Source organism: Gluconacetobacter johannae, from assembly GCF_014174305.1.
Lineage (GTDB): Bacteria > Pseudomonadota > Alphaproteobacteria > Acetobacterales > Acetobacteraceae > Gluconacetobacter > Gluconacetobacter johannae.
Genome location: NZ_JABEQH010000004.1, coordinates 52,699 through 74,266 on the forward strand (window position 1 = coordinate 52,699; position 21,568 = coordinate 74,266).

23 protein-coding genes are annotated in these 21,568 nt (G+C 65.3%); 5 read left to right on the plus strand and 18 right to left on the minus strand.

Translation table 11 applies throughout. The annotated features are described in order from the left end of the window. Nucleotides 1-12 precede the first annotated feature (12 nt). From HLH21_RS03760 to HLH21_RS03770, 3 genes are read right to left on the minus strand one after another with little or no spacing between them, the layout of a single operon-like run. Nucleotides 13-405, minus strand: a complete 393-nt coding sequence (locus HLH21_RS03760; protein WP_182941465.1) for a cytochrome c3 family protein — start codon at nt 403-405, stop codon at nt 13-15. Next, a complete protein-coding gene (locus HLH21_RS03765) occupies nt 402-1,139 on the minus strand; it encodes a ferric reductase like transmembrane component (RefSeq protein WP_182941467.1) in 738 nt (245 codons plus the stop codon). The genes HLH21_RS03760 and HLH21_RS03765 overlap by 4 nt, the downstream gene beginning before the upstream one ends. A gap of 50 nt (nt 1,140-1,189) precedes the next feature. Further along, complete coding sequence (locus HLH21_RS03770) at nt 1,190-2,062, minus strand: dimethylarginine dimethylaminohydrolase family protein (protein ID WP_182941469.1); 873 nt, start codon at nt 2,060-2,062, stop codon at nt 1,190-1,192. Between the two features lie 212 nt (nt 2,063-2,274). Here HLH21_RS03770 and HLH21_RS03775 point away from each other — a divergent pair, with 212 nt between their 5' ends. The 5 genes from HLH21_RS03775 to HLH21_RS03795 all read left to right on the plus strand — a co-directional run bounded on the left by HLH21_RS03775 (nt 2,275) and on the right by HLH21_RS03795 (nt 6,389). Continuing rightward, nucleotides 2,275-3,282: an NAD-dependent epimerase/dehydratase family protein gene (locus HLH21_RS03775; RefSeq protein WP_182941471.1), complete on the plus strand. Its 1,008-nt coding sequence runs from the start codon at nt 2,275-2,277 to the stop codon at nt 3,280-3,282. 118 nt (nt 3,283-3,400) lie between these two features. Beyond that, nucleotides 3,401-3,694 carry a hypothetical protein gene (locus tag HLH21_RS16885; RefSeq protein WP_220789663.1) on the plus strand — a complete coding sequence of 98 codons (294 nt, stop codon included), beginning with the start codon at nt 3,401-3,403 and terminating at the stop codon, nt 3,692-3,694. Nucleotides 3,695-3,707: 13 nt separating this feature from the next. Then, nucleotides 3,708-4,667, plus strand: coding sequence for an agmatinase (gene speB, locus HLH21_RS03785; protein WP_220789664.1), 960 nt, complete (start codon nt 3,708-3,710; stop codon nt 4,665-4,667). Between the two features lie 85 nt (nt 4,668-4,752). Next, the gene (locus tag HLH21_RS03790; protein WP_264811870.1) at nt 4,753-4,932 is read left to right on the plus strand and encodes a DUF3311 domain-containing protein; all 180 of its coding nucleotides are present in this window, start codon (nt 4,753-4,755) and stop codon (nt 4,930-4,932) included. 44 nt (nt 4,933-4,976) lie between these two features. Next, nucleotides 4,977-6,389: a sodium:solute symporter family protein gene (locus tag HLH21_RS03795; RefSeq protein WP_182941475.1), complete on the plus strand. Its 1,413-nt coding sequence runs from the start codon at nt 4,977-4,979 to the stop codon at nt 6,387-6,389. On the opposite strand, the gene HLH21_RS03800 is transcribed toward HLH21_RS03795, so the two are convergent. The 15 genes from HLH21_RS03800 to HLH21_RS03870 all read right to left on the minus strand — a co-directional run bounded on the left by HLH21_RS03800 (nt 6,383) and on the right by HLH21_RS03870 (nt 21,551). Next, nucleotides 6,383-7,756, minus strand: coding sequence for an SGNH/GDSL hydrolase family protein (locus HLH21_RS03800; RefSeq protein ID WP_182941476.1), 1,374 nt, complete (start codon nt 7,754-7,756; stop codon nt 6,383-6,385). The two genes, HLH21_RS03795 and HLH21_RS03800, sit on opposite strands and share 7 nt — an antisense overlap. Then, nucleotides 7,753-8,121 (minus strand): hypothetical protein, encoded by a 369-nt coding sequence (locus HLH21_RS03805; protein ID WP_182941478.1) that lies wholly within the window; start codon nt 8,119-8,121, stop codon nt 7,753-7,755. The genes HLH21_RS03800 and HLH21_RS03805 overlap by 4 nt, the downstream gene beginning before the upstream one ends. A 142-nt stretch (nt 8,122-8,263) precedes the next feature. Then, the gene (locus HLH21_RS03810; protein ID WP_182941480.1) at nt 8,264-9,460 is read right to left on the minus strand and encodes a transglutaminase-like domain-containing protein; all 1,197 of its coding nucleotides are present in this window, start codon (nt 9,458-9,460) and stop codon (nt 8,264-8,266) included. A 44-nt stretch (nt 9,461-9,504) separates the two neighbouring features. After that, complete coding sequence (locus HLH21_RS03815; RefSeq protein ID WP_182941482.1) at nt 9,505-9,885, minus strand: DMT family transporter; 381 nt, start codon at nt 9,883-9,885, stop codon at nt 9,505-9,507. After that, a complete protein-coding gene (locus HLH21_RS03820; protein ID WP_182941484.1) occupies nt 9,882-11,597 on the minus strand; it encodes a hypothetical protein in 1,716 nt (571 codons plus the stop codon). The genes HLH21_RS03815 and HLH21_RS03820 overlap by 4 nt, the downstream gene beginning before the upstream one ends. A 194-nt stretch (nt 11,598-11,791) precedes the next feature. Continuing rightward, the gene (locus HLH21_RS03825) at nt 11,792-13,231 is read right to left on the minus strand and encodes a UbiA family prenyltransferase (protein WP_182941486.1); all 1,440 of its coding nucleotides are present in this window, start codon (nt 13,229-13,231) and stop codon (nt 11,792-11,794) included. Nucleotides 13,232-13,597: 366 nt separating this feature from the next. Continuing rightward, the gene (locus tag HLH21_RS03830) at nt 13,598-13,903 is read right to left on the minus strand and encodes a lipoyl domain-containing protein (RefSeq protein ID WP_182941488.1); all 306 of its coding nucleotides are present in this window, start codon (nt 13,901-13,903) and stop codon (nt 13,598-13,600) included. 28 nt (nt 13,904-13,931) lie between these two features. After that, the gene (locus HLH21_RS03835) at nt 13,932-14,921 is read right to left on the minus strand and encodes an alpha-ketoacid dehydrogenase subunit beta (RefSeq protein ID WP_182941490.1); all 990 of its coding nucleotides are present in this window, start codon (nt 14,919-14,921) and stop codon (nt 13,932-13,934) included. Next, nucleotides 14,911-15,846 carry a thiamine pyrophosphate-dependent dehydrogenase E1 component subunit alpha gene (locus tag HLH21_RS03840; protein WP_182941492.1) on the minus strand — a complete coding sequence of 312 codons (936 nt, stop codon included), beginning with the start codon at nt 15,844-15,846 and terminating at the stop codon, nt 14,911-14,913. Before HLH21_RS03840 ends, HLH21_RS03835 begins: the two co-directional genes overlap by 11 nt. Continuing rightward, a complete protein-coding gene (locus HLH21_RS03845; RefSeq protein WP_182941494.1) occupies nt 15,843-16,703 on the minus strand; it encodes an SGNH/GDSL hydrolase family protein in 861 nt (286 codons plus the stop codon). The genes HLH21_RS03840 and HLH21_RS03845 overlap by 4 nt, the downstream gene beginning before the upstream one ends. Beyond that, nucleotides 16,700-17,752 carry a glycosyltransferase family 2 protein gene (locus tag HLH21_RS03850; protein ID WP_182941496.1) on the minus strand — a complete coding sequence of 351 codons (1,053 nt, stop codon included), beginning with the start codon at nt 17,750-17,752 and terminating at the stop codon, nt 16,700-16,702. Before HLH21_RS03850 ends, HLH21_RS03845 begins: the two co-directional genes overlap by 4 nt. Before the next feature lie 2 nt (nt 17,753-17,754). Next, nucleotides 17,755-18,552, minus strand: a complete 798-nt coding sequence (locus HLH21_RS03855) for an SGNH/GDSL hydrolase family protein (protein ID WP_182941498.1) — start codon at nt 18,550-18,552, stop codon at nt 17,755-17,757. A gap of 42 nt (nt 18,553-18,594) precedes the next feature. Then, nucleotides 18,595-19,446 (minus strand): glycosyltransferase family 2 protein, encoded by an 852-nt coding sequence (locus HLH21_RS03860; RefSeq protein ID WP_182941500.1) that lies wholly within the window; start codon nt 19,444-19,446, stop codon nt 18,595-18,597. Nucleotides 19,447-19,470: 24 nt separating this feature from the next. Continuing rightward, nucleotides 19,471-20,358 (minus strand): glycosyltransferase family 2 protein, encoded by an 888-nt coding sequence (locus tag HLH21_RS03865; protein WP_182941501.1) that lies wholly within the window; start codon nt 20,356-20,358, stop codon nt 19,471-19,473. After that, nucleotides 20,358-21,551 carry a glycosyltransferase gene (locus HLH21_RS03870; RefSeq protein WP_182941503.1) on the minus strand — a complete coding sequence of 398 codons (1,194 nt, stop codon included), beginning with the start codon at nt 21,549-21,551 and terminating at the stop codon, nt 20,358-20,360. The genes HLH21_RS03865 and HLH21_RS03870 overlap by 1 nt, the downstream gene beginning before the upstream one ends. Nucleotides 21,552-21,568: the final 17 nt, after the last annotated feature.

Genomic DNA, 21,568 nt, shown 5'->3' on the forward strand with positions numbered 1-21,568 from the left:
CCCGGTGCCCGGTCAGTCCAGGGGCCCCTTGCCGGGCGGACGCGGGGCGTGGCAGCCTTGGCACAGGCGGACGGGCCCGCCGGGGCGGCCCTGTTCGCGCCGGCGGATGTGGCAGGATTCGCAGAACTGGTGGAACGTCGCCTCGACCCGGGGGGCCTGTCCGGGCTCGGTCTTGTGGCAGGCGATGCAGTCCTGCCGCGGCAGGCGCGCCATGCGCGATTGCGCGTAGTTATGGTGGCAGGCAATGCAGTTGATCGCCGTGTGATCGGTGTGCGCGAAACGCAGCGGCAATGCCGGATGGGCCGTCACGGATTGCACATGCAGCCTGTCGACCGCCCACCCCGCCGCCGCCAGAAGGACCACCCCGAACATCGCGCCGCACACCCGGCCCGGGCCACCCGTCATCCGGGGCCGCCATGCGGCGTAACCGTGGCGTAGCCCACTGCCGACAGCACACTGGCCGCCAGCATCAGGGCCACGATGGTCCGGGCATGGATGGACATGTTGCGCCATCGCTTTCGGCCGGGGGCCGCGCGGTTCCGGCCCGGCCGCAGCAGCCACCGCACCGGTGTCCATGAGGCGGCCCCGGCGGTCAGCGCCGCGCAGAGCGCCGTCTTCCATGTGGTGTTCACATGCAGTCCGGCCGCGGCCACATGGAAGGCCGACAGCGGCAGCGTGGCGTAGGCGATGACGGAATGACCGATCCGGAACCGCCGCGCCGTGCGCCACAGCGCGTGGCGTACGCCATGCAGGCCCGACAGCGCCGCCGCCAGCATCAGGCACGCGGCTGCCAGCCCCGCCAGCATCGGCCAGGGACCCGACGGCAGCAGGTCGTCGACCAGCAACGGCGCGACCCATAGGGGCGGCACGATATGCAGGCCCAGCAGGACCAGCGCGCCGGCGCCCAGCCCCCGATGCAGCACCATGAAGAACTTGCCGTCGCAGTTCGGCCAGGCCGTGGGCCGTCCGTTCAGCATGAACAGGCCCAGCAGCACGACAAAGGCGGCAAAGCCCGCCGCGTCGGCCATATCCCACGACAGGCCGACGCCCGGTGGCGGCGACGCCAGCAGGAAGACGGCCGGCCCGATCAGGACCAGCCCCACCAGTGCGGCGGCCAGGACAGCGATCTCGGCCTTCATGGCCGCCCGTCGCGGCCCATCGCCGGCGGGGCCACCGTTAAAACGGTTCCTCAGGCCCCGGCCAGCGAGCGGCGGCGCAAGGGCATGGTCATGCAATGGATGCTTCCGCCCCCCTGCGAGAACTGGTCCAGCTCCGGATCCAGCACCGTCAGCCCCTCGGCCCGCAGCATCTCGTTGACGCGGGTGGAATGGCGGGGGCTGACGACTCGCCCGTCGCCCAGAGCCAGCACGTTGCACGCCATGTCCCGCATCGCTTCCTTGTAGGTCACCGGCAGCAGGCGGATGCCCTGTGCGCGGAACCAGTCCAGATCGGCGTCCGCCAGGGCGTCGGGCGCGACCAGGGCCAGCTTGTCCGCCACCATCGAGAAGACGACGTCCAGATGCAGGAAATGGTCCGAAAAGCGGATCATGCGCGTCTGCCATCCGGCCTCGTCGAACCAGCCGGTGAATTCCTCGGCCCCCGCGGTGTCGGTCCGGGTGCCGGTGACGCCCACCGCCAGCAGGCCGGGGCTGATGACGTGGATGTCGCCGCCCTCGACATGGCCGCGGGTCGCGGTCTTCCAGATCTCGCCCTCGCCGTAGAACGATTCGATCAGCGCCTTTTCCCCCTTGCGTTCCTGGCGGAACAGGCTGGTGACGACGGTGCCGAACGGCGTCGTCTGCGAGCTGTCGCGGGTATAGACCTGATAGGGCAGGCCGGGCTGGGGGGTGAGGAAATGGCAGGCGACGTCCGCGCCGCGCAGCGCGTCCACCATCTCGTCGAACTGCTTGCGGACCGCGTGCGTTTCGGGCTTGCGGCCGTTCTCCAGGCTCAGGATCGCGATGTCGTTGCTGGGGATCCAGTCATAATAGGTGGGCGGGCAGAGCAGGACGTCGTCCAGATGTCCGGTCTCGCTGTCGATGAACCACTGATTGCTGCTCATATCCCCTGGAATCCTCGCCGGAAAATCTGATGTCTCGATCGGTATCATAGGGAAGGACGTTACGGTATCCGATAGCAGGGGATGCAAGTGAACTTTGCGATCCGTTCAATCGTCATCCGGCCCCGGCTCTTCTCCCAGCCCCTTCTCATTGTCCACGCCGGTCTGTATGGGCTGGGGCCGGATGACTGGCGCGGGCGGTCCTGGAGGTTTTCTTGCGTATTCTCATGACCGGGACGGCGGGGTTCATCGGCTTCCATCTGGCGCTGCGGCTGCTGGATGAGGGGCACGACGTCACGGGCATCGACGGCATGACCCCCTATTACGATGTCGCGCTGAAGCAGGCACGGCATGCCCGCCTGCGCGCACGGCCGGGCTTCACCTGCCATGAGTTCATGCTGGAGGAGTCCCGCGCGCTGGCCCGGACCTGCCGCGCGGCGCAGCCCGACATCGTCATCCATCTGGCGGCGCAGGCGGGGGTGCGGTACAGTCTGGAGAACCCCAGCGCCTATGTCAGCGCGAATGTGGTGGGCACCCATAATCTGCTGGAACAGGTGAAGGATCTGCCGGTCCGGCATTTCATCCTGGCCTCGACCTCGTCGGTCTACGGCGCCAGCCCCGAAATCCCGTTCTCCGAGGATCTGCCGTGCAACCAGCCGTTGAGCCTGTATGCCGCGACCAAGAAGGCGTGCGAGGACATCGGCCATTCCTACGCCCATCTGCATGGCCTGCCGATCACCGCCTGCCGGTTCTTCACCGTCTACGGGCCGTGGGGGCGGCCGGATATGGCGCTGTTCCGCTTTACCCGCAACATCCTCGCCGGTCTGCCGATCGACGTCTACAACGGCGGGGACATGGAGCGCGACTTTACCTATGTCGACGACCTGGTCGAGGCCGTCTGTCGCCTGCTGCCCCTTCCACCCGCCCCGGCGAGCCAGGCCGGGCATGGCGCCAGCCCGGTCGCGCCCTATCGCGTGGTGAATGTCGGCGGGGGGCGGCCGGTCGGCCTGCGGGATTTCATCGTCGCCATCGAACGGGCCACGGGCCGCGAGGCGATCCGCAACATGCTGCCGATGCAGCCGGGCGACGTGCCGCGCTCGTGGGCGGATTGCGGGGTGCTGGAACGCCTGACCGGCTTTCATCCCGCCACGCCCTTGCAGGCCGGGGTGGATGCCTTCGTCGCCTGGTACCGCCAATGGTATCGGAGCGCGGACGGGGCGTGACGCGGCGCGATATTATCCACAGAATTGGGGACAATCCTGTGGGTGGTACTGGGGGGGATGATCGGACAATGACCATCTTCATCGCGGGAATCGCGAGTCACCGGGAATCGGGCCGTCAATGGACGAGGTAGGGAGCGGGCGGGTCCCGATCGTCTTCGCCCCGACGATCCCGGCGGACTGCCATGCGCGGGTCCGCGTAGCCCCGCATTTCCGGCGGTGGCTGGCGGCCGCGGCGGGGTTCGACCTGCGGCGGGTCGCGGTGGACAGCGTGACGATATTCCGCGCATCGGCAGGACCGACGCCAAGACGCTGCTGTGGTTCTACATGTATCGCGCCCGGGCGGCCCGCGCCGGGGCGTGACGGCCTTGCCGGATCGGCGGAAACCATGGATATTCCGATTTTCATGTCGTGATCGGAATATTCCAATGGAACCAGACGACTGCCAGCCGGTTGATGCCGCACGCGTGCCTCGTTTCGCCGGTCTTGCGACCTTCATGCGCCTGCCGTACCGGGAATCGGCAGCGGGCCTGGATGTGGCGCTGTACGGCATCCCGTGGGATGGGGGCACCACCAATCGCGCCGGCGCGCGGCATGGCCCGCGCGAGGTCCGCAGCCAGTCCAGCATGATGCGTAGCGTCCATCACGTGACCGGCCTGCAGCCGTTCCGCATCGCCCGTGTGGCCGATGTCGGCGATCTGTCGGTCAATCCGACCGATATCGGGGACACGTTGGAACGGATCGCGGCGGGGGTGGCGGCAATCGTGCGGGCGGGGGCGATCCCGCTGGGAGTCGGGGGCGATCATCTGACAACCTTGCCCGTGCTGCGTGCCGTGGCACGGTCGGGGCCGGTGGGCCTGATCCAGTTCGACGCCCATTCGGACACCAACGACACCTATTTCGGCAACAGCCCCTACACCCATGGCACGCCGTTCCGCCGCGCGATCGAAGAGGGGATCCTTGACCCGAGGCGCACGATCCAGATCGGCCTGCGCGGGTCGCTCTATGACCCGGCCGAGCATGACTGGGCCAGGGCACAGGGCATACGGACGATGTATATGGAGGAATGCGTGCGCCTGGGCCCCGAGCGGGTCATGGAGGAGGCGCGGCGGGTCGCGGGGGATGGCCCGACCTACGTGACCTTCGATATCGACTGCCTGGACCCCTCGATGGCGCCGGGGACAGGTACGCCGGAAATCGGCGGCTTCACCACGCGCGAGGCCCAGCAGATGCTGCGCCTGCTGGACGGCGTCCGGATCGTCGGCGCCGACGTGGTGGAGGTCGCGCCGCCCTTCGACCTGTCCGGCATCACCGCGCTGGCGGGGGCGACCGTTCTGTTCGAACTGCTGTGCGTCGTCGCGTCGGGTTGCCGGCAGGCCCGTGGTTAAGGCGGTTTCCCGGACGATCGCGCCGCAGGGTACCGCGCGGAGACGGCGGGACGTCCGTGCTCCGCTGTGGAGAATTCCGGTCGGGGTGGGCCTTCCCTTCGTCGCGGTCGACCTGGCGTTGCCGCTGCTGGACCGCGTGGGGGGAACGGTGCTGGGGTTTCCCACGGTGGTGTTCTGGCTGTTCGCGTGGTTCGTCCTGACCAGCGTCTGCCTGTCCGCCGTCTGGTTCCTGCATGACCGCCACCGGGCGGACGAGGCGGGCTGATACCCCCCGCGCATTCGACAGGCCAACGGAAAGAAAGCCCCTTCATGGCGACAGTGACGTTTTGCCTCGTGATCCTGTTGTCGCTGGCGATCGCGCTGTATTCCCGGCGGGGACATCATCACCAGGGGTCGCGGGATTTCTTCGTTGCCTCCGGGCAGTTCGGTGGGGTGCTGCTGTTCTTCCTGGCGGTGGGCGAGACCTACAGCATCGGCAGCGTCCTGGGATTTCCGGCCGGGACGTTCAGTCACGGCACCGCGTTCGTCATCTGGTTCCTCAGCTATATCGTCCTGGCCTATCCCGTCGGCTATTTCCTCAACCCCTGGATCTGGCAGGCCGGGCGGGACCATAACGCCATCACCATGGCCGATCTGTTCCGGCACCATTTCGGCAGCCGCGCGGTCGAGGTCGCGATGGCGCTGAACGCCATCCTGTTCCTGATCCCGTTCGGCGACCTGCAATTCACCGGCCTCCTGGCCGTGCTGCAGGGGTTCGGCTGGCCGGTTCCGACAGTCGTCATCACGACGGTGGCGGCGGTGACGGCCTTCTTCTGGGTGGCGCTGTCGGGGATCCGGGCGCCGGCCTATGTGTCGATCCTGAAGGACGTCATGATGATCGTCGCCGTCGTGGCGGCCGGTGTCGCGGCGCTGCTGGCCTCGGGCCATCTGCCCGATGTCCGGCAGGCTGGGCAGGATATCGCGCAAATCCGCCCGACCGGACGCGAGGAGGCGTTCGCCATGTCCACGGTGGTGCTGCAGGCCATCGGTTTCTGCGTCGCGCCCCAGACGATCGCCTTCCTGTTTACCGGCCGGTCGCGACGGATCGTCCGGCGCAACCAGATCCTGATGCCGCTTTACATGCTGATGTTCCCGTTCCTGTACTGGGTCGCGGATTATGCGCGGCGGTCGGGGATGCCGCTGCATGCGCCCAACGATGCTTTCATGGCAGTATCCCTGGCCCTGTTGCCGGGGTGGATGGACGGGTTGGTGGCGGCGGCCTGCGCGCTGTCGGCGTTGGTCGTGCTGGCGGGGATCTGCCTGGCCATCGGCCCATTGGTGTCGCACAATCTGCTGCATGGCCTGTCGGATCGCCAGCAGCGTTACGGGGCGCAGATCGTGATTGCGGTCTATCTGCTGTTCTCGATCGTCAGCGCGGCGCATGCGTCGGGCGTGATGATTAAGTTCAACACCATGTACTATTTCGGCGTCACGCAGGTGGCGCCCGGCATATTCGCCATCCTGGCGGCGCGGGCCGTCAGCCCCGCGGCCGTGGTCGCTGGGCTGGTGGCGGGCGATCTGCTGTCGGTCGGGCTGTATCTGGGCGACATCGACCTGGGCGGGATCAATCCGGGCCTGGTCGGCCTGGTGACGAACGCCGCCATCCTGTGGGGCGGCAGCCGCCTGCTGCCCAGCCGGGCGCTGGTGCCGATCCTGCGGCGGGACGAGATGCCGCGTCAGTGATCGCGCCCGGCCACCCTGACGTCCGGCGTGGCGTCGCGTATGTCGGCCATGGCCTGAAGGATCCGCTGGCGCAGGGCGACCTGCATCTGCCCGCTCTGGTGGATGCCGTCCGGCAGGTGCTGGCCGGCACCCAGTTCGGCGGCCAGGGCATCGACGTCGATGATGGTCAGTTCGCGCGTCTCGGCGATGTCGTGGAGCATCAGGTTCTGCTCCTTGGCCGCGATGTTCGACAGCGTGGCGCTCATGGGCGCGTCGAAGGCCATGTAGTTCGATATATCCTCGTAGCCGGATGTGGACATGCGGTTCAGGACGAGGATCCGGCCCCCCGTGGTGCGGGCGAGCGTGTCGATCAGCTTCTCGTAATCCTGGCGAATGACGTCGATGGATCGCTTGACCGGTTCGAAGGCGCTGCTCAGCCAGGCCTGGATGGCCGGCCCGGCGGCGGCCTGATGGTGACGCATGATATGCAGATGATACCCGAGCGTGCGATGGCGCAGGATGGATTGCGGCTCGGCACTGAGGGAGAGCAGGGCGGCATCCGGAGGTCCCAGGCGGCGGGTCCCGGTGGAGGAGATGATGTTGTAATTGTCTTTCAGGGGCGTGTTCCGCAGCACCGACAAAAGGGCGCCGGCGAACATCCAGTCGTCGGCCGTCGGCGGAACGGCGGACGTGCCGAGAAAACGGCGCAGATCCTCGGCAAGCGCGTCGAACTGGGCCGGCGTCCGGGTGAGTTGGTCCAGCAGCACGGGCGCGCAGGGCGCCACCGGGTGATCGGGCACGAAGACGAACTGCATCGCGTCCGAGGCGGCTTCGAACATTTCCAGGAAAGCGCACTGCTCCCCCAGGATGACCCCCGTCGCGTCGCACAGGCCCAGGCTGAGGAGCGTGACGGGGGTTTCGCCTTCCTCGCACCACCAGCCGCGACTGCGGCCGTTCCAGCCCGGCAGCAGGCCCGAATGCACGTCGGCCAGCGCGGTCATGCGCCGTCCCGCGACCACCATAAGGCGCAGCCGTCCCGGATCGCCCTCCTCGACCGGCTGGTCGGGTTCGATATGCCCCAGGACCGTGTCCGGCTTCCAGGCATCGACCCCGCGAATGCTCAGATAGCCGCCGCGGGCCATTTCCGGATGGATGGTCAGCCGGCCGCTGACGCGGGGGGCGAAGACCACCTGCAATTCCAGTTCATCGGCGACCGCGTGATGGCGGCCGACGCGGACGCTGGCCGGCTCCAGGCTGACATTGCAATAGGCGATGGGTTGACCGGCACGGCAGAACTGGCCGCTCTCGCGCAGCCAGCGCAATCCGGAGCGCACGATGGCATAGCCATCCGACGCCAGCGGCCCGAACCGCAGGGGAATTCCGTTCATGAATGGCTCCCCGTCCACATGCCGTCGTGATGGATGATGCCCGCGATGGTGTAGCGCACCTGGCGCGTCGTCTCCTGGTCGATCGGTTCGGAAGGATCGGTGCTGAACAGCGCGATCCGGTCGCCAAGGGCGCAGTGCTGTCCGGGCTGGACGTCGATTTGCCGAAGATAGACCGCCTCGCGCAGCACCAGCCGGTAGAACGACACGGGCGGGCATTCCTGGGCGAATGCGCTGCTGAGATCGACGCTCAGATCCATCAGCTTGCTTCCCAGCCGAAGCGAATCGTCCCTGGCGCTATACAGACATTCTACGGTGGCGCCGGACATCTGCGGAACGATGACGGGAAGCTTGAATTCGTAAAGCATTATCGGTCCCATTATATGAAAAAGACGAATGATGCAGGCGTATGAGCCGAACAGGATCGAACAGGACGATAGTTTGGACGACGGCTCGTACAACGATCCTGATATCCGCGGGTTTTCCCCGGTATCTTAAAAAAGCCTTATTTTAGCTGATGGCGACATGGTCGCTGTAGATGGGGGCGCCGTCGGCGCCGATCAGGCTGATATCGACGCCATCGCCCCTGGAGGTCTGCAGGATGCGCCAGGTCGGCGGGATCGCCACGCCCACGGCCCCGGTGAAGAGCCGGGGCAGGCATTGGGTGACCATGCGGGCGTCCACCCGCCCGAAAAAATGGTCGCGCCACGCAGGGTCGCGGCCGCCTTTCGACAGGTCCCAACTCATGAAATCGAACGACGCCCATCCCTGGCCGTCGAGCCAGACCTCCGACCAGTAATGCAGCGTCGGCGAGCGCTGATAGAGAAAATGTCCGCTCACCAGCCGGGCCGGGATGCCCCGCGCCCGGCAGAGCGCGACAAAAAACGACGATCCGAGCTGGCAATCGCAGCATCTGGCTTCGAGAACCCAGTCGAGGGGGGCGTCGAGCCTGACCTGGTCATAATGCACGGGGCCGGAAAGGAACGCGTCGATCATGAAATCCCAGAAGGCACGTACCGCGACCTCCGGCGACGCCGATCCGCCCAGCCGCCGCGCAAGGGCGGCGACCGGCGCGGACAGCTTAATCAACCCTTCGTCCGGCTTCAGGTACAGATCGCCATCCGGCCGGTCGGCAGCGTCCAGGCCCGATCGCGGGCGGAAGCAGATGTCGGCGCCGATGCTGATATCCTCCCCCGCCGAAGGGGGGACCTGCACGTCCAGACGTCCGTCACTCAGGACGCAGGTTGCGCCGTGATCGGGGACCTGGGCGCGGATATCCAGAAAATCGCAGCGATGACGCAGCGGCAGGCCCAGTCTCAGGCGCCTTGCCCGGCCAGGGGGGGCATTGCGGAAATTGTAGGTCCGCCGGAGGGTCACCGTGACCGGTCCATCCGCCTTCGCGGCCAGGTCGCCGACCAGTTGGCGGCTGGTCGTCACGTAATGAGTCTGCCAGAAATCATCGTCGCCGATGGTCCCGGCATATTTAAGGAAATGCACTACTTCGACGGGATCGAAGAATCGCCGTCCCGCCGGGTCGGGACGAACGCCGAGGCCACAGCCGATCCAGCGGTCCAGGGCCTGTCGCGCGGTGACCCGGGCATGATCGGTGTCGTCGCAGAATGCCCAGCCCAGCAGCAGAAGACTGTCCAGAATGCGGTCTTCATCGACGGCTCTGTATCGGTCGTCAAACTTCAGCATCGTCGTCATCGACGCTCTCCGGGGAACATATGTCAGATATGGGACGTCGCGTCCTACGATGCGCGCGCCATCAGCACGACGCCGGAGACGATCACGGCTAACCCCACGACCCGCATCGGATGGATGTTCTCGCCGAGAAAGATGATTCCGGCGAGGACGGTCAGAACGATGCCGAACGCGACGCAGGGATAGGCCTGGGACACGTCGATACGCGCCAGCACCAGAAGCCATACGACGGCGCTCAGGCCAAAGGCCAGCAGGCCCAGGACGACCGGCACATTCAGCGCGATCACCGACACCGCGTCCCAGACGCCGGACCGGTTCGCGATCGCGGCCTGGACCGCCCGGTCCGACATTCCCGTCTTCAGCAGGATCTGGGCGGAGGAGGACAGCAGGACGCTGATAAGTACAAGACCGATTGTTCCGAATGTCATGGCGTGGATACCCCTGGCGCGGCGAAGACGCAAAGACGGTCAAATCGAGCCGCCTGTGCCTGTGAATCGGCCTGCGTGCAGCCATCGACCACATAGGCGATGCCGTGAGCCGCGGCATAGGACAGGCGTTGAGGAAGAGTCTGCAATGTTCTGACCTCCGTTACCCTGCTCCGCCATGTCTGGTAATAGGCGGGCGCCCACATCACGGCGGCCCCGGCCTGGGCGAATACCCATGCCTGCCGGTGGGAAAAATAGGGGAATACGACGACGCCCGCGGACAGTTGTTCCTGATCCGCGCTGGCTCTGGGAAACATGCCCGAATCCCGCAGGGCCCCAGGGGGGACGAGAAATACAGCGTCGGGCTTCGTCTGGGTCCTGGCCCATGTACCCAGGGCCTGCCACTCATTTCGTCGGGCGATATCGGCGCGGTCGGATGCCATGGCGTGATAGATCCGCGCCACGTTGAACAGCACGACAGGCAGCAGCAGGGCCGCTGGCGCGTAAACGCGCCATGAGCCGGTTATGACCGGCGATGTCCGCTGCCACAGCAATAGCGGAATAGCCAGCGGCAGCAGAGGTTTGAGCGAGCAGGACAGCAGGATAAGCGCGGGCGCCCACACGAGACGGTCCATCTCGTTGCGGGAAAAGATCCATCTGGTTGACAGGGCCGCGATGGCGGTCGCCGCCATCAGATGCACCGTGCTTCCCGATCGCAGCAGGTGCAGGTTCAGCAGCATGCGCGCATGGGTCGCGAAGGGAAGGAAAACGCCGAAGATCCAGACTGCCGCCGCCCCGCATAATGCGGCTGTCAGATACGAACCGGGCGCACGCAGCATCTGCGCGGCGAGTACGCCGCAGCAGAAAACGCCCGTCAGCAGGCACACATCCCGAAAGGAGATGGTCCATATCAGGAAATGATCCGGATAGAACGACGTCAGATAGGTGACGTAATCGAAATCTGCCGGCCTGGCATACGGATTGCTCAGGATGTTGTAGACGACGGGCGCGGCCAGCAGCCCGAAGAGCACAAGACCCACGCCTGCTTGCCGCAGAAGCGCCGGCCACGTCCATTCATGCCGTCGTCCCTGGGACCACAGGATGAAGGCGAGAGGAACCGCGGTCCAGACGGCGATGAAGGCGTTGATGAAGAACGTCACGCCGTTCATGGCAAAGGCGGCGGTGACGCGCCCCCGCGCCGCCCAGGCCAGGGCCAGAAGTGTCGTTCCGTTCGCCAGTTCGGATTGCGTGAAGTTGTTAATCAGCAGGCCTCCGCCCCCTGCATGGGAAAAGGCATGCAACGGTGAGGAGACGGCGAGAAGCGCCGTGAAGACCAGGCGTTCTTTCGGACTGTCGATTCCCAAAAGGCTTGCCCATGACAGGAAGCCGAGGAACAGAAGGGTTCGCGACAGGATCTGGAATACGAACAGAATTGCGTACACGTCCTGGCCATGCACGCGGCCGGACAGCAGTTGCCAGAAGCCGGACGAATAGAAGCGCAAGCTCTGGATGAACGGGTCATTTGCGAATTGGGGTTCGTTATACAACCCGGCCAGGATGGAGAGATGAAAGAAATTGTTCAGTTGTCCACCGATATGTCCCGACAGCGCAACCGACAGCAACGCACCGAACGATGCGATGGCATATGTGACGCACCAATCCGGAACGCGTCGCACGCGCAGGGTGGCACTCGGCAGTATGGTGGAGCCCGTCATGTCATGCCGTCCGCGTTATGAATGGCTCTTCGGCGGCATGTCTCAGGGCGCCGCCCTGAAACTCGCCGAAGGCCACAGGCCTTTGGAAACCGATCCGTTCATCCGTGGCCGGGGTCCAGGGCCTCGGACCCTGGTGGGTCCGGGCAAGGCCCGACCTGTCCTGCCGGTTGTGTCACCGTTTTCGTCGCCTGGCGTCAGATCGAGATCAGGACGACAAGAAACGAGATTGCGACCGCGTAGCGGCAGGTACGGTCACGCAATGCCCAGATGACCGGGTCGTCATGCATCTGGCGTCGATGCGCGACCAGCAGCGCCCGGGCAAGGATGAACAGCAGAATGGGCGACAGGATCCAGAGAACGTACGGGTGGGTATACATCTGCCTGACCGAATCAGACGTAATATACAGGGTGAATACCGTCACCGCATTCGTCCCGCAGGCCGCGGCCAGCGCCGCCAGGATCATGAGGTCGTCCTTCCGGTAGGCCCGGCTGCTCGATTCCGGAAGATTGCCGTCCAGCCGGACAAGAAGTTCGGTGTACCTCTTGATAAGGGCAAGAGAGGTGAATACGAACAGCGAGAATGCCAGGATCCATTCGGAAAGAAAGATGCCTGTCGCCGCCGCCCCCCCGATCAGCCTGGCCGTGTAGAGCAGCGCAAGTCCGACGACGTCGCCGAGCATCTTGCGCTTCAGCCAGAAGGAATAGCATGTGGTCAGGGCGACGTAGCCGGCTAGCGTGACCGAGAACATCCATGGCAACACAAGGCAGGCGGCAATGGCGCCCAGGCCCAGTATCGGGATTGCCAGCAGGGCGGAATGGACCGACAGGGCGCCACTTGCCAACGGACGTCGTCTTTTGGAGGGATGCAGCCGGTCATCCCCCAGATCGACCATGTCGTTCAGCAGATATATGGCGGACGCTGTAACACAGAAGGCCAGGAACGCGACGCAGCTTGCGGCCAGTGTTCCGATGTGGAACGCGTGCGCGGCCAATGCGGGCAGAAACACCAGAACGTTTTTCGCGTATTGGTGGACCCGAAGCGCACGCGCCCAGATCTTTACGGTATGATTCGGCTTTTCGATGATGTCGACATTTTCGAATTTATTCAGCTTCCTGAGCGAACGGGCATCAAGCCCGATGGCATGGCAGCGATGGGCGTGACGCCAGATCGCCAGGTCATGGCGATGGTTGCCGACATAGTCGAACCCCTTGTCGCCGAAAGCGTCGACCAGTACGCGCGCCTTGTTGGCGCCGGCGAGATTGTGGCGCTTGTCGCTGGCGAACAGCCCGTCGAAGCTGCCGAGATGGTCGGCCACCGCGTGTGCGAATCGTTCGTTCGAAGCCGTGGCGAGATAGACCGGCCGCCCTTCCATCCGAGCGTCGTCGATCAACTGCAGGATGGCCTGATGATAGGGCAGCGTCGTCGCATCAATCTCGGCATGCGTAGCAACGGCCTGCTTCAGATGAGACCGCCCGCGAAATAATGAGAAAAGCAGGGATGGCAGGGCCGCGGGGTTTCGCCCGACGCAATTGAAAAAGGATTCTATAAGAAGATCCGACGCTATAAGCGTGCCGTCCAGATCGACAACCAACGGATGCGAGTGGGTTTGACCCAGGGACACTGCTACGTTCATGTGCGCCTCAAGGTGAATTAAATATGAAATTGAAATATTCTATATAATAGAAAATATAGATGATATTATATCAAAATACTCTGCACAAAAATGCAGCTTGCATCTAACGGCGCTCTGTCCGGTTGGTTCCTGCCCGCTGTTACGAAATTTTACATTTCCGGCAGACCGGTCTTGTGTGCTTCTCGATGCCGTCGCCGTTTCGCGGCCGGACGCCTGCGGGGTGTCATCCGAGAGTTCCCATGGGCATCCGTATGAAAATGAAGGCAAAATAGCCGATGCCAGGACATCACATGGAGATGCAGGCGCACGGTGTCCTTCGTGCGCCTGCCGGGACATCTGGTCGTGGATAAAGACGGCGCAGGCCGGTTATGTCACCTCGAAATCGACCAGGATGTCGGTTGCCGTCGCATCGCCTTCCGGCAATGGCTCGTCCGCGCTGTCCGAGAAGAGCGCCAGGCGCAGGCCGACGGCGCACCAGTCGCCGGGCTCGGCCTTTATCTCGCGCAGAACACCGGCCTGGCCGGCGCGGACCTCGACCACGGCCTTGTGGGTTTCCAGTTCGACAATCAAATCACCCGGTGCAAATGTCGATCCCGCGCCGCCATGCCATTCCAGGATCCGGATTTCCTCGACGCCCGGTACCGCGGCGGGAACTGACAATTGATAGATCATTATTATCCTCCTTGTTGTTCGGGTGATGTCAGCGCGCCAGCAGCGTGCGGATGGCGTCCGCCACGCGGGGCGCGTCGGGGATGCAGGCGGCCTCCAGCACCGGATTCGACGAGACCGGGGCGGGAAGGGCGCCAATGCGGATCCATGGTTTCGGCCCGGTCCGCTCGAACGTCCGGGTCGCCACTTCGGTCCCGACGCCGCAGACGGTCTGGCCTTCCTCGAGGGTCAGCAACCGGCCGGTCCGCTCCACGGAGCCCGCCACGGTGTCGATGTCCAGCGGCGCCAGGCTGCGGAGGTCGATGACCTCGCAGGATATGCCGTCCTGGGCCACGATCTGCGCGGCGTCGCTTGCCACGCGCATCATGTAGCCGTGGCTGACGAGGGTCAGGTCGGTTCCGTCGCGCCGTATGCAGGCCTGCCCGAAGGGAATGGAGGTTTCCGTGACCGGCACATCGCCCGGTGTCGGAAAAAGCCGCTTGTGGTCGATATAGACCACCGGGCCGTCGCCGCGCAAAGCCGTCTTCATCAGCCCGTAGGCGTCGGCGGGCGTCGAGGGGGCGACGACCCGCAGGCCGGGGACGCTCATCAGCCAGGCTTCGATGCATTGGGAATGGGCGACGCCCTGTCCCTGGGCGCCCGCCGTGGTCTTGACGACCATCGGCGCCGACAGGCCGCCCGCCGTCTTGTAGCGGAGCTTGGCCGCGTAATTAATCAGGGCGTCGAAGCCCAGCATCAGGAAATCCATGTAGGTGATGCTGACCAGCGGCCGATAGCCCGCCGCCGCCGCGCCGGCGGCGATGCCGATGGTCGCGGCCTCGGCGACCGGGGTGTCGCGTATGCGGTCCGGGCCGAATATCTTGTACAGCCCATCGAATTCCCGATACGAGCCACCGAAGGCGCCGACGTCCTGGCCGAGGATCAGGATATGGGGGTCCCGCGTCATTTCCTCGCGGACGGCGCGCGTCACCGCTTCGCGGAAAAACATCCGCGCCATAACCGGCTTTTGTTCATACAACATGTCGCAGAACCTCCTGTGCCGTCGGGTAGGGCGATGCCTCGGCGTAGGCCATGGCCTGTGCGATTTCCGCCGCGGCGTCCTGACGCATCTGCTCCAGCCCCACGTCATCCACGATGCCGTCCGCCTGCAGGGCGGCGGCATGGCGCCGTATCGGGCAATGGGTCTGCAGTTCGGCCAGTTCGGCGCGGCTGCGGGTTTCCCGGGCCGTCGTGGAATGCGACCGCAGGCGAATGGATGTGCATTCCAGGAACGCCGGCCCCAGGCCGTCGCGGATGTGACGCACCGCGTCGCGTGCCGCCGCCGCGACGCCCTGCACATCCAGCCCGTCGATGGTGCGGGCCCACATGCCGAACGTCGCCCCCAGGTCGGACAGGTTGGCGACCGCCAGCGCCGCGTCGCGCGCGGTCGATACGGAAAGCTGGTTGTTGTTGCAGACGAACAGGATGGGCAGCTTCCATTGCGCCGCCATGTTCAGGGTCTCGTGCAGGGCGCCCGCGCCGCAGGCTCCGTCACCGAACAGGATGGCGACGATACCGCCGTCGCCGTCCAGTTGCCGGGCCATGGCCACCCCGGCGGCGATGCTGATATTGCCGCCCACGACGGCGTGCGCGCCGAAAAAGCCGGCCTGCGGGTCCGACATATGGCCGCGTCCCGCGCGGCCCTGGTTCATGCCGCCGGACTTTCCCAGCAATTCGGCCATGACCCGTTCCGGTGCGACGCCACGGGCCAGCGCCGGGCCGATCGACCGCCCGCCGGTCAGCAACTGGTCTTCGGCCCCCAGCGCCGACGCCAGGCCGACGGCGACGGCCTCCTCGCCCGATGACAGCAACTGGAAGCCATGTTCCTTCCGGCGGGCCAGGGTGTCCTCGAAGGTGCGGATCATCAGCATGGCGCGCAGGGCGCCCACGGGATCGATATGGGTCATTGCGGTTTCAGTCCCATCAGTCTGACCATGCCCGACGTCAGCAGGCCGAGGCTTTCCTGCACGCCCCGTCGCCGGACCGCGTGAATGAGTTTGTCCGCCGCCTGGCGTGGCGGGATCTGGCCCTTCAGCACCTGCCGGATCAGCCAGCCGACGTGGTTATCCTGGACAGAGTCGGTAATGGTGGAGACGACCTGCCGTCGTCGACCCTTGCCCATGGTCATCAGGTTGCCGGGAACAAGGTCCGGCGCCGGCCGGATGGCGGGCTGGCTGGCGGTGATCGCCCGCTTGACGCGCTCCTGGGCTTCGAAGGGCAGGGCGGCATCCAGGGCGTTGTCCACGATCCCCAGCGCCAGCGCATGGCCCGCGAGCTCGGCGGCCGCCTGGCCGTCCAGGCCGTAATCCGTCAGTACCCGCACGGCGCCGACATCGCTGAATATCCTGTCCAGATCGACGACGAAGAGGCCGTAGGCGCGTGACAGTTCCGTCGCCAGCAGGTTCAACCGGCGGATGCGGACCAACAGCGCCTCGGCGCGATCGGGGTCCCGCTGCGCGCCGATGTGGCGGAAGATGGTGGTGACAAGGACCGTGTCGCCGCTGTCGCACAGGGCGGCATAGTTCTGGCGCAGCCGGGCTTCGACCTCGCTCCAGGGGGTATCCAGCTGGTCCAGTTCCGGCGTCAGCGACGCAATGCGGATCGTGCCGGGCGTCGCCGTTTGCAAGCGGTCGAAATCGGCGACCGTCGCACAGGCCAGTTCCGCCCCTTCGTCGCCAAGGGCGGCCTGCAGGATGTGGGCCGCCCTGGCCACGGTGGCATGTTCGCCTGGGGGCACGAAAGCCGCGACGGATATCTGCTTCATCGGGAGATCCCCTGTTCGGCATGGCGGGTGCCGAACGGCGCGGTGCTGGCCGCCAGATAGGCCGCGCGTACCGCATCACGCCCCTCCAGCCCGTCATATGTCGCGGCGATGCGCGCCAGTTGCGGCAAGGACAGGATGCGCGATGCCTCGAGCACGGTCTTCTCGTCGCTGAGGCTTTGCCAGAGCAGCGGCAGCAGGGCCACGTCGGCGCGGGGATGGGCGGTATAGAAGATGTCTTCCCAGTCCTTGTCCTGCAGGGGATCGCGCCAGCCGCTGCGATGGATCATGTGATAGCTGCGCGCGGTGGTGGCCGTCATTTTCCCGCCGTCCCGGCACAGCCGCAAAGCCAGTTCACGATGTTCGTTGATCGAGAGATCGGGGTGGAAACCGCCGGAGTCCAGAAAGGCGGCGCGCACGACCGACTGGTTGGCGCCGGCGGCCGCGGCCCACAGGATGCCGCAATCCTCCGCGTCCCGCAGGGCTTCCATTTCCAGTTCATAGAGCTTGCGCGGGCCATATCCCGGATAGACCCCGGGCTGCGCGCGGCCATCGATTTCGTCGAACCGGCTTCTGATCTGCTGCCGGGTGACCCGGGCACGGTCCATCTCGGCGGGGGACATGCGGGCCACCCGTTCCTCGTGGCCGGGCTGGGGCGTGCCGGCCTCGGGGTCGCGGAACGGCCGCGTGCATCTCAGATGAAAATTCTCGCCCCGGACGATGAGGTCCGGCCGTAGGCGGTGGCACTGCATGTGCCCGGCGACCAGGTCGGGCCCCGCCAGCGTATCGCCGTCCAGGAAGATCAGGATGTCCCCGCTGGCATGCGCGGCCCCGGCATTGGCGGCCGCGGACCGGCCGGCCGGCTTCGCATGGTGCACGGCGACAAGGTCGAGGTCGCGCGGGGCCTCGGCGATGACGGACGCCGTGTGGTCGGTCGATCCGTCGTTGACGACCACGACCTCGGCCGCTTCGGTTTGACAGGCCAGCGAGGTCAGGGTCAGGCGCAGGCGGTCTGCCTCGTTCATCGAACGGATGACGACGGTCGCGTGCATGGTCATTTCTCCTCCGCGCTATCGAACACACCCAGATCGTCAAGCACGCGTACGGCGTCTTCCGCGACGCGCCTGTAGCCTTCGGGCGTTAAATGGAACGTATCGAGTTTCAGTTTGTCCGCGCCATGGCGGGCGATGACGGCATCCACATCCACAATGGATATGCCGAGCGTCGCGGAAAGTTCCACGAGGGCCAGGTTGAAACGCCGTATACGTGTCGAAAATGTTTCGTCCAGGCCCAGATAGCAGTGGACCCCGTCACCGGGGACCACCGACGACAGATTATGGACCAGAATCGGTACATCCCGTTCCTGACGCAGTCTTTCGACAATCTGTGCCAGATTGTCCATCGACTGCTCGACCGTCAGAAAGCCGACCGCTTCGAATTCCGATCGAAGCCATCGTCTGTCCGCCTCTGCCCAGGTGGCTGCGTCGGCGGGGTACAGAAAATATCCCTCTGTCCGGTGACGCACCAGTTCGGTGGCGACGTCCGGCAGGATCGACAGGAAAATGGCGTCGGCAGGCGTTGTGAAAACTGCCGTGCTGAACTGGCTGGTCGGCGGGTAGTTGCCAAGTGGTAGCGTGCGCTCGGCCAGGGAGGCCGGAACGGCCCCGGTCGCAGCCAGAACGGCGTCCGAACGTGTCAGGGTCTCGTGACGCAGGCGCGTCGACAGGCCCGGATAGGACCCGCGCAGGATCTCGTTGATGCCGTTCCACTGCACCGTGCCCCCGATCCGGCAGGAATGCAGGGCATCATGGACATCGACATTGCCTTTGGCGAAGAGGGTCAGCCGCTTCATGCGCTTTTCGTTTCCTGTCGGAATTATTCGAGTTTCTGGAGTTTATGTCGCGGCCGCCGCGGGCGAAGGGGCGCGGTATCCGGCCAGCCGGCCGAAAAAGGTCATGACGTAATATCGGGCGATCGGAAAATCGAGCTTTGCGGCATTGACCAGGGCGCCACCGATCGGTCGCAGCAGGAATCGGGCGACTGTTGCCAGGTCGCAGCGATTCTTACGCATGACCCGCCCCATGCCGAGCCCGTAGGGGAAGGCTCGCGAGATATTCAGGGCCACCGGCTTGTCGGGATGAATGATCCGCAGCCGGTGGATGTAGCGTCCGGATGCGCCGTGCGACAGCAGGCGCAGGGCGAGGTCCTGTCCTTCTCCCGATCCGAAGCGTGTGCCCGGCCCGAGTGTTTCGTCAAATCCGCCGACGATTTCGAAAAGGGGGCGGCGGATGAACAGGTTGAACTCGATCAGGCAGGTCCAGACGGTCTGGCTGTCGATGGCGCTGTCATGCTTCAGCCATCGCCCGGACCGCCCCGATGTGCCGCCGGGGAGGATGACCGACCCCGTCAGGAAGCCGGTCGCGGGATCGTTGCGAAAAAACTGGTCGACCTGCGTCAGGACATCCTGCGTGTATTCGCAGTCGTCGTCGGGGAATGTGATGATGTCGCCGGTCGCATGTCGCGCGCCCAGGTTCCGGGCATGGTTGCACAGCCGCACCGGGCTGCGGAGGTGAAGAATGCTCAGGCGATCGGTGAATTCGGCAATGACGGGATCGAGGCGGTTGTCGTCATTCTGGTCCACGACGATGATTTCGAACGATCGGACGGCCTGCATGGTCAGGGACCGCAGAAGGGCCCGCACTTCGTCGGTGCGCCCCAGGGTAGGCACGACAAGGGAAAAGCGCATGGCGTATCGTCCGAAGAGGGGTGTCTACAGCGTCAGTATGCGTTCGGGCGCAATCCGGCCGCGCAGGAAATCGACAAGGGCCAGCCCGTTGCCGATGAGCCGGCCCCGACGATCGACATAGGGTTCGGGCCGCAGGCTGAAGATCAGGTTCATCGCGATATTGCGCCCGACGCTACGCAATGTGTGGTCCCAGGGAAAGGTGCCCTTGCGCGCCAGATAGACCGGGTTGGCGACCTGCGAATATCCCAGGCGCCGGCCGGGGGTGCGGCCCGTCTTGGTGCCCATGTGGATGCCCTTGGCGCCATTGACCTTCACGATGCGGCCCTGGCGGCCCAGGCGTCGGGAAAAATCAATATCCTCATACCAGGCATAAAGCGGCAGACGTTCGTCGAATTGCAGGCCCTGGCGCCGGATTTCCGACATGCGGAAGGTCATGTTGCAGCCATAGCTGCTCCACACCGTCTCGACCGGCGGCAGGTTCGGGCTGTCGTTGATCGTGGGATCGGCCAGCATCGCCAGGGCGGTTTCCGACGAAATGCCGGGCCCCTTGGCGCCATCGGCAAGGACCCGCCCGGTGGCGGCGGAAATGGTCGGGTCGGCCTGGAACGCCTCGACGCAATGAAGCAGGTAATCCCGGTCCGGGATGAAATCGTCGTCGAAGAAGACAATAAGATCGGTGTCCTGGGCGTGGGACAGCACGACATTGCGCTGATGAGGCGCGCCCATTGGGCCCTGGAGCAGAACGAGGTCGCGGGCCTCGACCAGTCCCGCCGCGTCGGACGGACGGGGGGTGCAGACGATGATGCGTTGCACGGGATAGCTCTGATTTCGCAGCTCGTCGATGGTTTCGCGCAGAATGGCAGGACGACCGCAACTGACGATGGCGATCGTGACGGTCAGGGGTGTCTTCATCACACGGTTCCAGCCTGCTGGTATGCGGTCGGGTGCCTGTGCGGCACGGGGGAGGGGGACGTCGGCGAGCGGATGCGGGCTTCCGACAGCAGGTCGCGCGACAGTTCGACATGCCGCGCGACGTAGGCGCGGGAATTCAGGCAGTCGCGCATCCGCTGCTGGGCATGGGCGAGCATCGCGGCCTGGGCCGCCGGATCGGCCGCCAGGTCGATGATGGCGCGCGCCAGTGCCGGCGCATCGCCCACCGGCACATACCGGATCGCGTTATCGCCGAAATAATGGCGCAGGCCGCCCACGTCGGTGGCGATGACCGGTACCCCGCGTGCGGTCGCCTCCTGGATGGCCGTGATGCCCGAGGCATGCTGGTTGGGGCCGACCGGCACGACGACCAGGTCCGCCTGGTCGTACAGATCGAACAGTTCCGTATTGTTCGTCAGCGTCGCCAGCGTCACATGCGCCGCCGTGGCAAGCATCCGGCGTGCCGCGCGGTCGGTGGTCGCAATGGTCACCGTGCAGGGAAGGTCGGATGTTGCCGTCAGCAGGGTGTTCCAGTCGCGGTGCCGGTCGTTTCCCAGGGACAGGACGCGGATCGGCGCGCCGGGGGACCGGTCGCGCGGGGGGCGGACGATCATCTCGTCGATCCGGATGCCGAATTCCATCAGCGCCATACGCTGATCGGGAAAAATCACGGCGGCCTGGTTCAGGTTACAGGGGGACAGGAAGGTCAGGATATCCGCACGGGACAGAAGATTGCGGAATATGATGCGATTTTTCCACGATTCCGTGGGCCACCGATCCACCAGCCAGACGCTTTGCGCGATCGTCCGGGGGTGCCGGCGGCGGGGAAACAGGCGCAGGACCAGCTGGACCGCCAGGGACTGGGATTCGGTATGGGTCCAGACGACGTCGCTGCCGAGGATGGCGGCACGGTTCCGCCATGCGTGAACGAAATCGAAGCCCAGAAGCAGGCGCGCGCCATAGCGGACGAGACGCCCGAAAACCCCTTCCGGGGCGTCCTCGGACTGGGTTACGGTAAACCCGGGTTCCGAGGCGCGCAGATAGCCGTAGGCATATTCCTCATTCAGGCCGAGAATGCGCCCATCCTGCCACCGTCGATGCCACGTCGTGGCCCCGTAGCCATAACTGAGCTGCACGAAGGCGCGTATGGGCTGCCCAGCTTCGTTCTTCGGCATATACATGTCCTTTCCGG

What these genes read in the sequence shown, in the direction of transcription:
- HLH21_RS03760 (WP_182941465.1), bottom strand. Translation starts at nt 405, where the DNA reads ATGACGGGTGGCCCGGGCCGGGTGTGCGGCGCGATGTTCGGGGTGGTC.
- HLH21_RS03765 (WP_182941467.1), bottom strand. Translation starts at nt 1,139, where the DNA reads ATGAAGGCCGAGATCGCTGTCCTGGCCGCCGCACTGGTGGGGCTGGTC.
- HLH21_RS03770 (WP_182941469.1), bottom strand. Translation starts at nt 2,062, where the DNA reads ATGAGCAGCAATCAGTGGTTCATCGACAGCGAGACCGGACATCTGGAC.
- HLH21_RS16885 (WP_220789663.1), top strand. Translation starts at nt 3,401, where the DNA reads ATGGACGAGGTAGGGAGCGGGCGGGTCCCGATCGTCTTCGCCCCGACG.
- speB (WP_220789664.1), top strand. Translation starts at nt 3,708, where the DNA reads ATGGAACCAGACGACTGCCAGCCGGTTGATGCCGCACGCGTGCCTCGT.
- HLH21_RS03795 (WP_182941475.1), top strand. Translation starts at nt 4,977, where the DNA reads ATGGCGACAGTGACGTTTTGCCTCGTGATCCTGTTGTCGCTGGCGATC.
- HLH21_RS03800 (WP_182941476.1), bottom strand. Translation starts at nt 7,756, where the DNA reads ATGAACGGAATTCCCCTGCGGTTCGGGCCGCTGGCGTCGGATGGCTAT.
- HLH21_RS03805 (WP_182941478.1), bottom strand. Translation starts at nt 8,121, where the DNA reads ATGCTTTACGAATTCAAGCTTCCCGTCATCGTTCCGCAGATGTCCGGC.
- HLH21_RS03810 (WP_182941480.1), bottom strand. Translation starts at nt 9,460, where the DNA reads ATGACGACGATGCTGAAGTTTGACGACCGATACAGAGCCGTCGATGAA.
- HLH21_RS03815 (WP_182941482.1), bottom strand. Translation starts at nt 9,885, where the DNA reads ATGACATTCGGAACAATCGGTCTTGTACTTATCAGCGTCCTGCTGTCC.
- HLH21_RS03820 (WP_182941484.1), bottom strand. Translation starts at nt 11,597, where the DNA reads ATGACGGGCTCCACCATACTGCCGAGTGCCACCCTGCGCGTGCGACGC.
- HLH21_RS03825 (WP_182941486.1), bottom strand. Translation starts at nt 13,231, where the DNA reads ATGAACGTAGCAGTGTCCCTGGGTCAAACCCACTCGCATCCGTTGGTT.
- HLH21_RS03830 (WP_182941488.1), bottom strand. Translation starts at nt 13,903, where the DNA reads ATGATCTATCAATTGTCAGTTCCCGCCGCGGTACCGGGCGTCGAGGAA.
- HLH21_RS03835 (WP_182941490.1), bottom strand. Translation starts at nt 14,921, where the DNA reads ATGTTGTATGAACAAAAGCCGGTTATGGCGCGGATGTTTTTCCGCGAA.
- HLH21_RS03840 (WP_182941492.1), bottom strand. Translation starts at nt 15,846, where the DNA reads ATGACCCATATCGATCCCGTGGGCGCCCTGCGCGCCATGCTGATGATC.
- HLH21_RS03845 (WP_182941494.1), bottom strand. Translation starts at nt 16,703, where the DNA reads ATGAAGCAGATATCCGTCGCGGCTTTCGTGCCCCCAGGCGAACATGCC.
- HLH21_RS03850 (WP_182941496.1), bottom strand. Translation starts at nt 17,752, where the DNA reads ATGCACGCGACCGTCGTCATCCGTTCGATGAACGAGGCAGACCGCCTG.
- HLH21_RS03855 (WP_182941498.1), bottom strand. Translation starts at nt 18,552, where the DNA reads ATGAAGCGGCTGACCCTCTTCGCCAAAGGCAATGTCGATGTCCATGAT.
- HLH21_RS03860 (WP_182941500.1), bottom strand. Translation starts at nt 19,446, where the DNA reads ATGCGCTTTTCCCTTGTCGTGCCTACCCTGGGGCGCACCGACGAAGTG.
- HLH21_RS03865 (WP_182941501.1), bottom strand. Translation starts at nt 20,358, where the DNA reads ATGAAGACACCCCTGACCGTCACGATCGCCATCGTCAGTTGCGGTCGT.
- HLH21_RS03870 (WP_182941503.1), bottom strand. Translation starts at nt 21,551, where the DNA reads ATGCCGAAGAACGAAGCTGGGCAGCCCATACGCGCCTTCGTGCAGCTC.